Source organism: Halomonas sp. ML-15, assembly GCF_014779595.1.
In the GTDB taxonomy this organism is placed as follows: domain Bacteria; phylum Pseudomonadota; class Gammaproteobacteria; order Pseudomonadales; family Halomonadaceae; genus Franzmannia.
The window spans coordinates 138,321-150,657 of record NZ_JACXZT010000017.1; the positions used below are offsets into that span (position 1 = coordinate 138,321).

Sequence of the window (12,337 nt, forward strand, 5' to 3'; positions counted from 1 at the left end):
TCCCGTTTATTCGAAGCTCTAAAGGCTAAGCAGGCTCATTGGCGATACCATCTTCTGAAGGATAGTTTTCTAACGTACATTTTGGTAACAATCCCAATGGCCTCTCTATTCGCTTAGGGGGCAGCTACGCTAGTTGATAGGAATCATATTTAATTCATGCAGTGACGATCACCTAGTTGTTTGTGAATAATATCCAGCAATAAATGAATCCGCATGTTCTCCACCAGCATCATGCCATACACTTTCAACTTCCTCACACCACCACTCTTCCCACTCGCTATACTTTCCAGTATAAGTAGACCCTGATCCAAGTATATCATCATAATTCAAAGTTCCTGTTTTTAAAGCAAGATACTTTTCTGTGCTTTCTATCTTATGGCTCCTGCTAATAAAATCCTCAAACTTAATTATATGTATATTGCTAACATTAACCCAGCCAAAAAAGTTGCTGTAGAATCTGGGTATAGATTCTCCGAACATCCCCCCTTTTATTAAGCCGATAAGTAATTCCTTAGACTCTCTAAGATCAGAATTTTCCTTGACCCTATGCCTCATCCAGCTAACAGCCAATGCCCTCGGGTTTCTTAGCATCATTAGGTGCTTATGCCGTGCAAACGTATACTCCAACTCTTCAGAATAAGAAATATGAGAATGAATATACATATTGTTAGACATAGAAAAAATCTTTTCTATTTTCGCCTTGCCCTTCATTAAAAACTTCGTGTTGGGCTTTCGTTTTATAAGAGTCCCACCAATTTGCTTCTTTCCCGCTGATGCACACAAAGATGTCAGTATGTGAGTGCCCGTCTTAGAACAACCGTTACAGAAAATCATACTCTCTCCAAATATAACTAGATCCGTCCGCGCCAGCCATAATCATCCATTCAACTTTGATGATATAATTTTCGCTGCCAGCTTCTTTGCTGTATTTTTATAGTTCGCATCCTCAATATCATCTATCATTTTCAAACCTTCATTTTCACCTTTCAGTCTGATTTTGGAAAGAGCGTGAAATAGAGTCGTACTATCACGGTCAATTGAAAGCTTTGTATTACCTGACTGAACAAGGGACTGAACTCCCCAGAACTCTCCAAGTTTATGGAAGATTTGTATCGCGAAGAGTCTTTCAACTTCAGAATCAGAAATCAAGTAAACAATGGTTGTATAGCATATGCTTCTTCCATTAAAGTCGCGGCTTATTTCACTGGTTAAATTATCGATTAGACTGTCTCTAGCCGATGCGTGATTAACAGTCTCAGCAAGATGCTTTATTTTTTTGTAAAGCAGTAAAGTAAAAAAAAGATCGGTTTGATAGCCAATTGGCGCGACGCCACACTCATCCGCCAGCTTTTTTATTCTTTTATTTCGTGAATTTTTTCGATGCTGCTTAGAAAACTCACCACCTTTTAATTTATAGAAATTATATACGTCCACATAATAACAATTTTCTGAATCCCCATTCCTCTGCACCCATGGCTTAGCTTTTCCATTCCAATGAATTAGCTTTGGGGAACCATATTTTTGATCTTGAATTAAATAAGACATATTGCCAGTTAGATATCCAGACCCATATCCAAGTATATAGCCTGCACAATACCACTCTTTATCCAATGGTACCCACTTCCCCTTAACTGCACATATCAATGCAGCCATGTCATATACTTTGTACTCTATAGCAACTTGAGCAATTTCTTCTAGTAAGTTTCCAGACAAACAATTATCACAATTTAGGACAAACTGACCTGAGAAGAAAACATCTAAATCCCTATATTTATTTGGGCATGGGCTATTCGACCCATGAATACTCCATTCAACTGCTTTAACCGGGCTATCTATTGCAGCTTCTTCCTCTATGCCGAGTTTCTTCCTGAAGCATGAGGGAACCGCAGCTAGGAAAGAATCCCCTAAATCCATTTCCCAAAGCTCACGAACATCCCCAAGTACCGCCACATCATTGTCGAAATATACAGCATTACCCTTTTTCTGAATCCTTGGAATATAATATCTCAAGAACATCCCTTCGCCAAATCTACCAAGCTCGGCACTATTAAACTCACTACAAGAAATACCGTGGATATGGTAATAAGGGTATCGCTCATGAAATAGGTCAGCTTCAGCTTCAGGCACGACTATGTGATACCTGCAACCTATTGTAGAGTTTTCTTCAACTGATGCGAAGAGATGGTCTATGTAATCAATCAGATTTTTATCTACGGCAGTATATATATCTGCCAATGGGTATTTCTCAAACGGAAGCTTTGATTGAATGTACGGTGAGTCACGATAAACCTTAGAGCAGTATGTTTCATACCTTCTCTTTACCCAAGCAAGCTCTTCCAACAGCCATTTTTCACCAAATCTGAGAGGATCAGCTGCAACACTGGCATATTCAGGATGATGTCGACTCAACCCTTCAGCAACGGACGGTGCGATTTTTCCACTGTGCTCATAGAAATGTGATGCATTCTTATTGTAAACAAAATCCGATCCTAAAACAACAACCTCTATTGTCTCGCTCTCTAAAATAGCTCTATTAAGAAGGATGTGTAGCGCATTAAGTATCATTGTCGACTGCTTAGTAGACGCAGTCATATAGCCTTGGACCCTTGTTCCGGCCATAAAAAGAGTATTTATTTTTCCAAGCTGTTCCTCATTAGGAATGACACTTCCATACTCAAAGAAATCTTGGGGAGCAATCCATGTATCAATTATTCCCTCATTACCTGAAAACAAACTCCACGCATTATTTATTGGACATATCTTGAACCCACGTTCCAAATACGTATTAATGACTTTAGGGAGGTATTCTTTAACATGAGGGGCTGATCCGACCAATAAATATCGCTGCATAACGCCACCATTCCTTACTATATATAATTAATAACTTCATGAAACATGCATATAACTAATCATCAGCTACTTACTAAGTGATCAATTCATCTAGCTGTAAGATGGTATTTTGCATATCGTATTTTTCCACTAAAGTATCTGTAAGTATCATCTGATTTTTTTCATTCTTTCTTAGCAATGCCTCAGCAAGCTCCTGTGGGCAATCAGCAGAAGGAAGCCAGGGGAAAAGTTCATCGACCCCTTCCCTTTTCCAGAGTAAGGGATAGGCTCCTGATGCAATGCCCTCCGCCAGCGCCATATGAAAACTTTCGATATCGCTAACAGAGAGTATCACTCCAATCTTTCGCAACCAGAGTGCTACATCATTACCGAATGGATCAAACACAACAGCACCGCTGAGGTCATCGTCTTCTCGTATCCTTCTGAAGCACTCCTCATAGAACTCCCTCTCCTCATCTTTTCGCCAGATCCATGGGTACTCCCAAGGAAACCGGCCCTTAATGAACAGGGTATATCGTTTGTCCTTTTTCCTCAATTCCTTCAGTATATCGAGCGCTCGATCCAAGCGTTTCAATCTTGGCACAAATCCAATCAGTCCAAGGTTGAACTCAGCCCCTTTAAATTTCTCTCTTCGATACATCTCTGTATCAACAAAATTCGGCAGTAGACTTAGCTTTTCCATGGGCCAACTAAACTTCTCTCTCGCTTGGCGAAGAAAATGTGGGCCTACAAAAAGAACTTTCTCCACAGCCTCCATGCGAACTTTAGGAGCAAACTCCATCAGTATCTCAATACGGTGAAATCGTATGAACAGATTGGTTTTAGAAGGGTTTATATTTTCAGAGTACCAAACTGCATTTCCCGCACACCATTCACAGAATACAATATCTGCCCACTCGGCTAATTTTTTACTCTCATATTCATCATGCTCTCGAAGACTTCTCCAATAGTCTATCTTCAGCTCTATATCAACTCTGGATTCAAAATACTCAATTAGTTCTCTAGCAAATTTTAGGTCATGCCCTGCAAGTACAACTTTGAGAGTCCTGCTTCTGTTCAAGTCACGATATACGCGAGAAAATAGTGCATTGAAACGTATTTGAAGCTCACCGAAGCTGAATTGCCTAGCGACCCTTCGACACAATTCCCCAGCTTCCTCAATCTCAGCAGTTCGTTGGGGTAAAGACTTGATAAGACCCTCGAGATTATCTTTATCTGAAGCAAAAAAAGGATAGTCTTCACCAAGAAGTGCTTTATGGGCTGGAGTAGGATTAGTAATCACAGCCAGTCCTGCGGCCCCATATTCCAACAGCTTTGTAGACAACTCCAGGCTTTCATCCATCTCGGGATCACGCCACGCATATCCAAGCTGCATTGAGCGCATCTGCTCGAAGACCTGCCCGGGAGTGAGTGCTCCCAACCAATCAACATGGGTGGATGTGCTGAACTTATTTTCTAAACGTATTTTGAACTCTGGATCACTGGGCACTCGATGGAATTTATCTCCTGCAATAGTAATGCTTAGAGACCCTACAGACTCCGAGAGGTCAACCAACGTACCTACTGCCCATGCTGGCGCAAATTTTCCAGAATAGAAAACTTTCAACTTTTCTTGCTGATTTTCTCTCTGACCTTTCTGGAAAAAGGCTTCATCTGGAACCATCGGAGGTAGCAAAACCAATTTATGGTGTCCATCCCTAATGATATTCCCCAGAAAATTTCGCATCTCCTCTGTTTGACAGAGAACATAGCGAGATGACTCAACAATATCATTCAGACTTATTAGTTTTTCTTCCGTCACATCGGAATAACGCTGAGGAATATCGGTCAAATACGACCATATCCTACCAGACAACACTTCAGACAACGCAGCCTCCCGACATAACTCCATTCCTCTTAATATCACCGCTGTGTAGGAGTTCTGTCGGGCTCGCCTTCGAATAAGTTTTATAGCATTACTTGCTGAAAGAGCGTTGTCTGGTTCAGTCTCGCCTGCTTCTGGCTCAATGATAGATATATTATCGATTCCACATAGCTCATCTAGCACTTGCCAGCGTTCAATTGGTGCCTTCAAGAACAAGTCAACCTGGGCATTGGGGACACCTGAACAAAGCTTTGCAATATTACGCAACCATATGGATGAACCATCCATGATATTGGCGTTAACATCTCCATAAATTGCAATATGCATGGCTAAGGAATCAGTGGGCATAAAAATCTCATCAGGAAGCACAAAACCGGACGCAAGACTGACTTTACAATCAAATATCAGCCCTTACGTAGTTGTAAAAAAATAGTCGCCAGATTTTTCAAGATTTCATCTCGGCAACTTAGAAAATCAAAAATTGGAATTCCTAAACATCTTTATCCAAGAGTTTTTCGCCCATGCCACGCGTAACCCTCAGAAATATTACTCATCGGAAACATAAACTTTTGAAATGAACGAAGAGAAATCTGACACCAAACTACTTTGACCTTCACTGCGTTTCCACAGAACTATATCAATTGAATGTGATGAGCAATAGCTCAACATCTCAACCAGGTGATATGGATAACCATATGCTCCGCCTTCGATACAAGACGCCCACTTCCCTCCGCGAGCAACAGCCTCATGGTCAATGACGACACGGTATGGTGGTGAATTCTTGAATAAGCTAAACCAGGTATTTGGATGTACTTGCTGCGTATCACCAGATAGCTGCAGGGCTTTTGGTGGACTGACCTCGCCCTCACTCACCAAGGCAACCCAGTAACCTGTTGGCTCAAAACTTATAAGATAGGATGCCAGTTTATTCATATCCTCATCACTAACTTTATTGATGAGAGCTCTTAGCGCGCCATCTTCGTAATTTTTAAACCCTTCAGTTTTCTTGTATTTTTCCTTACCAATGCTATTCGTCGCCCGAGACTTTTTATAATGAAAGACAATTTTCTTCCACACTCCCGACGCCAGAAACTCAACCATTGATATTGGGAGAAAAACCAGCTTTCTTGGTGACTTTACAGATTCGGCAAATAGATTTCCAAATCTATAGCTGAAAGATGCTTTAATTGCACGATTATTCTCTTTGTAGTAACCAATCTCTTGTTGCGCACCATTCCAGAGAGACTTCAGAGTCTCATTCTTTTTCTTTAGCTCTATGACCTCTTTTGACAAAAATCTATTTTCCTCTTGTAAGAATTTAATAGTATCTTCATGATGTTTATCTGAAAGCTCTTCATCTTTCATATGAACAATATGTTTATCCATTACAAGACCTATAGTCAATCAGTCAGAAAAGCTAAATTTTCTCTACCTCTTACGAGCTACTCATATAATATTTGACATGGCCACGAGAAAATAGAAAAATGGAAAAGAACAGGTTTATTTATCTTTCTTGCAAACAGAGCGTTTATTTTGTAATCGGCCGGACTTCCAAATAAAATAGCACTTACTTCCCTAAACAACCAACTTAATGAACTTCTAGTAAACTTTCTCTGTCGTAAAGACTTACAATTTGAAAGCCAATTTCAGCCAATATCTTAGTAGGCTTTGGAAGCTTGGGATCAAGGCAACCATCCTCATTTAATTCCAAGCAAGAAACATTACCAGAAATGCTATAAGCATGCTTTTGGAGAAGCTCAACTTCTGGTTCGCTCCACGTAGCTAGATCATCAATAAATTCTGGTGGGATTTTTATTTTAATCCCCCTCTTGACATCAGACACAGGAAACACAAACTTGTTCAAATAGTAACTCCTAAAGTTCTCAAGATACTTTTTATTGGCGTTAGGCTTCCACTTCCTAATGTTCCTATTTATACTTCTCAGGATCTCTGCCGCCTCATAGTTTAAGGATATATTTGAATGTTCACCTCCAATTTCAATATTACTTAAAGAAGGAAGACCTGCAAAGTCTGAAAAGTCATCCCATAGCTTATTTTTTGAGACTGGCTTATCTGGAACGACAATAGCTTTTACCGGGAGGAATTTTGACCATAGCTTAACTGTCATTCCAAATGAATATGTTTTCCAGAACCCCAACCTTTCAGGGCGCTGCAACGCGAGTTGAGAAAAAAAATCATATATAGACTTTCCGCCACCACCTTTAATGCTTTGCTGCCATGCAGATGGTAAGGTTTTATAAAGCGATCTTATCGTAACAACAACCTCGTCAGCACCTCCGATTTTTTCCAAAAATCTTTCTATTCCACTTTCATTCAATGAAGAAAGTGCCTCAGACGAGACTATAATATTTTTCTTTTTAGTATAAATGTCGTCTATTAACTTAGCGGCTCTTGCTTGATATCGCTCCCCTTCTTTCACCCAAAAAATGTCATTCCCGCATATTCCATAGCACGCATGTTGCTGATTCAGAGTATCCCCTGGATACATCCAGCCACTTTCGCTTAGCTCTTTCCTATTGTTACATAGAATATTCTGGATGTATGTAGTACCTGACTTCATCTGTCCTATATGGAGTACTTTCTTCATAAAAGTTTACACTCAACTTCTCAGACATATTGCCCAGTCATTACAAATATGACAGCTTAATTTTTCGTCTACTTACTTTGCTTTTAACAATCCAACAGCATCTACAGTTATGCAATCACTGCGAAAGTGCTTTTCTATCCCCAAAAAATCACGATGTCGCACGAGAATGACGTTAACATCCGCCTTATCTAAAGCGTACTCTTGCCTTACTAACATCGAACTTTCCCAGAGCTTTTCTTTCGGCAGCTTTTCAATATTAGGTTCTACTACCAACACTTTACCGGGATGTTGCGCCACAATGTGTTCTGTAATTCGTAATGCAGGGCTTTCGCGCAAGTCATCAATGTCCGGCTTGAAAGCTAAACCGAAGCAGGCAATGGTAACATCCTTAGCGGTTTTCGCGGAATTGACTGACAGAAACTTACCCACGACTTCGTTGACCTTATCAATCACCCACTGAGGTTTGGCATCATTCACCCCACGAGCAGTACGAATCAGTCGCGCCTCATCTGGCGTTTCGCTAACGATAAACCAGGGGTCTACGGCAATGCAGTGGCCACCCACGCCGGGACCAGGCTGCAGGATGTCAACCCGCGGGTGACGATTGGCCAGGCGAATCAACTCCCAAACATTGATATCGAGCTTATCGCAGATGATCGAGAGCTCATTCGCAAAGGCGATGTTTACATCGCGGAAGCTGTTCTCGGTCAACTTGGCCATTTCGGCGGTACGCGCCGTAGTGGTGATGCATTCTCCTTCCACGAAGATGCGGTAGAGCTCGGTGGCGGCCTCGGAGCATTTGGCGGTCATCCCTCCGATCACTCGGTCATTCTCGACCAGTTCGCGTACCACATGGCCCGGCAGCACCCGTTCCGGGCAGTGTGCTATGCGAATATCCGAGTCTTCACCATGGGTCTGCGGGAAGGTAAGGTCCGGCCGCGCCTCGGCCAGCCAAGCAGCCATCTGCTCGGTGGCCCCCACCGGTGAAGTCGACTCCAGAATCACCAGGTCACCCTGCTTCAGGACCGGTGCAATCGCCTGGCTTGCCGCCTTGATATAGGTGAGATCCGGCACATGGTCGTTGCCATTCTCCGCCTTGAAGGGCGTAGGCACGGCGATAAGGAACGCATCCGCCGCTTCGGGCTTGATGGTCGCACGCAGATAGCCTTCCTTCACTGCTGCATGCACGATCATATCCAGTTCAGGCTCGACGATATGGATATCGCCGCGGTTGATAGTGTCCACCGCGTGTTGATTGATATCGACGCCAATCACTTCCTTGCGACGAGACGCGATAACAGCAGCAGTCGGCAGACCAATATAGCCCAGGCCAATAACGGAGATCGTGTTGAAGTTCATGGTTCCATCCAAAGGGCAGAGATACGAATAATTGCTAGAAATATTATGCCGCAGACCTACATCACGCCGACTTATTTCACTGTTGCCAATGCATCAAGGATTCGCTGGCATGCCTTGCCATCCCCATAGGGATTATGGGCATAGCTCATTGCGTTGTAAGCATCGGCATCCGTTAGCAGGGCGTGCATCTCGCCCACGATTCGCTCGACGTTGGTGCCTACTAGCTTGACTGTGCCGGCATCTACCGCTTCCGGTCGCTCGGTGGTGTCGCGCATCACCAGTACCGGTTTGCCCAGTGAGGGGGCCTCTTCCTGCACGCCCCCCGAATCGGTCAAGATCAAGTACGAGCGATTCATCAGATACACGAACGGCAGATAGTCCAGCGGTTCGATCAGGTGGATATTATCGATGTCTGAAAGTAAGCGATTGACCGGCTCGCGCACGTTGGGGTTGAGGTGCATCGGATACACCACTTCGGCCTCGGGGTGCTGCTTGGCAATATCATGCAGTGCTTGGCAAATGCGCTCGAAACCACCGCCAAAGCTCTCGCGGCGGTGGCCGGTGACCAGAATCAGCTTGCGCTGTGGGGACAGGAACTCAAACTGCTTATCGAACTGCTCCTTGAGTGCGGCATTCTTGTCAAGTTTCCTCACTACTTCGAGCAGAGCGTCGATCACCGTGTTACCTGTTACTTGTACCTTAACCGGCGCTACGCCCTCCTCCAGCAGATTTTTCCGAGAGCGCTCAGTCGGCGCGAAGTGCAGCTCTGCCAAGGCACCCGTCAGCTTGCGATTAGCCTCTTCCGGCCAGGGTGAGTAAAGGTTGCCGGTACGCAGCCCCGCTTCCACATGCCCAACCGGAATCTGCTGATAGTAGGCGGCAAGTGTCGCTGCAAATGTTGTCGCAGTATCGCCATGCACCAGTACGATATTCGGCTTCACTTCCTCTAATACGCCTTTCATGCCTTGCAGAATGCCAGTAGTCACATCGGTCAGATCCTGGCCGGGCTTCATGATGTTCAGATCATGGTCCGGTACCAGTTCGAACAAATCCAACACCTGGTCGAGCATCTCGCGATGCTGGCCGGTCACGCATACTTGTGCGTCAAAGCGCTCATCGGCGGAGAGCGCAAGAGCTAGCGGTGCCATCTTGATGGCTTCAGGGCGTGTGCCGAACACACAAAGCGTCTTAATCGTCATGTGGCGGTATGTCTTTGTTGAGGAGAATGATGAAGGTATTGCAATGCCCATTCACTCACAGCAGCTTCAGCAGGCGGTCGATAACGTCTTGCTGGCTCTGCTCGGCGGTATTGGCGGTGGCTTCAGCAGCACTGGGTACTTCATACGGGCTGTTGATGCCAGTGAAGTCCTTGATCTTGCCCTCCCGCGCCTTCTGATACAGCCCTTTGGGGTCGCGCTGTTCGCACACGTCCAGCGGGGTGTCGACGTGGACTTCGATAAAGGCGTCGTCGTCGAACAGCGCGCGTACCGCGTCGCGGTCCTTGCGGAACGGTGAGATAAAGGCAGTGATGACGATAATCCCGGCTTCGGCGAACAGTCGCGCGACCTCACCCACCCGGCGGATGTTCTCGGCGCGGTCGGCTTCGCTCATGCCGAGGTCCTTGCACAGCCCGTGGCGCACGTTGTCGCCGTCGAGCAGCATGGTGTGGTAGCCACGCCGGTTGAGCTCGATGTCCAGCCCGTTGGCCAGGGTGGATTTGCCCGATCCGGAGAGGCCGGTAAACCAGATGCACTTGCCGCTGTGGCCGTTGAGCTGCTCGCGCATGGCCTGGGTGACGCTGGTGCGGTTCCACACCACGTTGGCCTTGCTGTCGTGCTCGCGGTATTCGTAGGGGGTTTCGCTGTCCGTGGGCTGGTGGATCATGCCGGCGCCGACGGTGACGTTGGTCAGCCGGTCGATGATGATAAAGCTGCCGGTGCCGGGGCTCTTGCGGTAGTCGTCCACCGGTACGGGGGCGGTGAGCTCGACAGTGCAGCGGGCGATAGTGTTGAGATCGAGATGCTCGGCGTGGCGGTGCTCGAGGGTGTTGACGTCGATCTGGTAGTCGATGGCGGTGACCTTGCCGGCCATGTCACGGGTGGCGAGCTTGAGATCGTAGAGCTTGCCGGGCTCGAGGGCGGTGTCGTGCATCCAGACGATATCGGCGTCGAAGCCAAACACCAGCGGGACCTCGGCGTCTTCTGAGACGAGCCAGTCGCCGCGGGAGATGTCGATCTCGTCCTCGAGCGTGACGGTGATCGCCTGGCCGGGATAGGCGGCCTCGAGGTCGCCGTCGAAGGTGACGATGCGTTCGACCGTGCTGGCCTTGCCGGAGGGCAGCGCCTTGATGCGCTGCCCGGGGCGCAGGATACCGGCGGCCAGGGTGCCGCAGTAGCCGCGAAAGTCGAGGTTGGGCCGGTTGACGTACTGCACGGGGAAGCGCAGGTCGGCGAGGTTCTGGTCGTGGGTGATCTCGACGATCTCGAGTAGCTCGAGGAGCGTGGCACCGGGGGCGCCGCTGGCGTCGCGGTACCAGGGAGTGTGCTCACTGCGGTCGACGACGTTGTCGCCGTTGAGGGCGGAGAGCGGGATAAAGCGGATATCCGGGGCGTGGAGCTTGCTGGCCACTTCCTGGTACTGGGTGACGATCTCGTCGAAGCGCGCCTCGGAGAACTCCACCAGGTCCATCTTGTTGATCGCGATCACCAGGTGCTGAATACCCAGCAGGTCGGCGATAAAGCTGTGACGGCGGGTCTGGGTCTGCACGCCGTAGCGGGCGTCGATGAGGATAATCGCCAGGCTCGCCGTGGAGGCGCCGGTGGCCATATTGCGGGTGTACTGCTCATGCCCCGGGGTATCGGCGATGATGAACTTGCGCTTGTCGGTGGAGAAGAAGCGGTAGGCCACATCAATGGTGATGCCCTGCTCGCGCTCCGACTGCAGGCCGTCGACCAGCAGTGCCAGATCCACGGCGTCACCGGTGGTGCCGCTGGTCTTGGAGGCCTGGGTGATCGCCGCCAGTTGATCCTCGTAGATCATCTTGGAGTCGTGCAGCAGCCGCCCGATCAGGGTCGACTTGCCGTCATCGACGCTGCCACAGGTGATAAAGCGCAGCAGGTCCTTGTTCTCGTGTTCCTTGAGGTAGGACTCGATATCGTCGGCGATCAGTGCTGATTGGTGTGACATTAGAAGTACCCCTCACGCTTCTTCTTTTCCATTGAGCCGGCCTGGTCGTGGTCGATGGCCCGGCCGCTGCGCTCGGAGGTTTTCGTCAGCAGCATCTCCTGGATGATATCGGGCAGGGTCGCGGCGTGGGACTCCACCGCGCCGGTCAGCGGGTAGCAGCCCAGGGTGCGGAAGCGCACCCACTTCTCCTCGGGGACTTCGCCGGGCTCCAGCGGCAGGCGCTCGTCGTCGACCATGATCTGCATGCCGTCGCGCTCCACCACCGGGCGCGGCGCGGCGTAGTAGAGCGGCACGATGGGGATCTGCTCGAGGTAGATGTACTGCCAGATATCCAGCTCGGTCCAGTTGGAGAGCGGAAAGACGCGGATCGACTCGCCCTTGTTGACCTTGGCGTTGTAGATGCTCCACAGCTCCGGGCGCTGGTTCTTGGGGTCCCAGCGGTGGTACTTGTCGCGGAACGAGTAGACCCG

General features: G+C 47.7%; 9 protein-coding genes. All 9 read right to left on the reverse strand.

Annotated features, from left to right (window positions below; all coding sequences use genetic code 11):
- Window positions 1-168: 168 nt before the first annotated feature.
- Window positions 169-834: a sulfotransferase domain-containing protein gene (locus IEI94_RS10235; protein WP_412030907.1), complete on the reverse strand. Its 666-nt coding sequence runs from the start codon at window positions 832-834 to the stop codon at window positions 169-171.
- Window positions 835-876: 42 nt separating this feature from the next.
- Window positions 877-2,850: a glycosyltransferase family 8 protein gene (locus IEI94_RS10240; RefSeq protein ID WP_191167204.1), complete on the reverse strand. Its 1,974-nt coding sequence runs from the start codon at window positions 2,848-2,850 to the stop codon at window positions 877-879.
- A gap of 73 nt (window positions 2,851-2,923) precedes the next feature.
- Complete coding sequence (locus IEI94_RS10245; RefSeq protein ID WP_191167205.1) at window positions 2,924-5,062, reverse strand: glycosyltransferase family 1 protein; 2,139 nt, start codon at window positions 5,060-5,062, stop codon at window positions 2,924-2,926.
- Between the two features lie 198 nt (window positions 5,063-5,260).
- On the reverse strand, window positions 5,261-6,100 hold the full coding sequence (locus IEI94_RS10250; protein WP_191167206.1) for a hypothetical protein: 840 nt from the start codon (window positions 6,098-6,100) through the stop codon (window positions 5,261-5,263).
- Between the two features lie 202 nt (window positions 6,101-6,302).
- Entirely contained in the window at window positions 6,303-7,322 is a 1,020-nt protein-coding gene (locus IEI94_RS10255) for a hypothetical protein (protein ID WP_191167207.1), read from the reverse strand.
- Window positions 7,323-7,394: 72 nt separating this feature from the next.
- A complete protein-coding gene (wecC, locus tag IEI94_RS10260) occupies window positions 7,395-8,681 on the reverse strand; it encodes a UDP-N-acetyl-D-mannosamine dehydrogenase (protein WP_191167208.1) in 1,287 nt (428 codons plus the stop codon).
- 71 nt (window positions 8,682-8,752) lie between these two features.
- Window positions 8,753-9,880: a non-hydrolyzing UDP-N-acetylglucosamine 2-epimerase gene (gene wecB / locus IEI94_RS10265; RefSeq protein WP_191167209.1), complete on the reverse strand. Its 1,128-nt coding sequence runs from the start codon at window positions 9,878-9,880 to the stop codon at window positions 8,753-8,755.
- A gap of 55 nt (window positions 9,881-9,935) precedes the next feature.
- Window positions 9,936-11,867, reverse strand: coding sequence for a sulfate adenylyltransferase subunit CysN (cysN, locus tag IEI94_RS10270; protein WP_191167210.1), 1,932 nt, complete (start codon window positions 11,865-11,867; stop codon window positions 9,936-9,938).
- On the reverse strand, window positions 11,867-12,337 hold a 471-nt coding region (gene cysD, locus IEI94_RS10275), incomplete at its 5' end, for a sulfate adenylyltransferase subunit CysD (RefSeq protein ID WP_191167306.1). The genes cysD and cysN, both read right to left, overlap by 1 nt.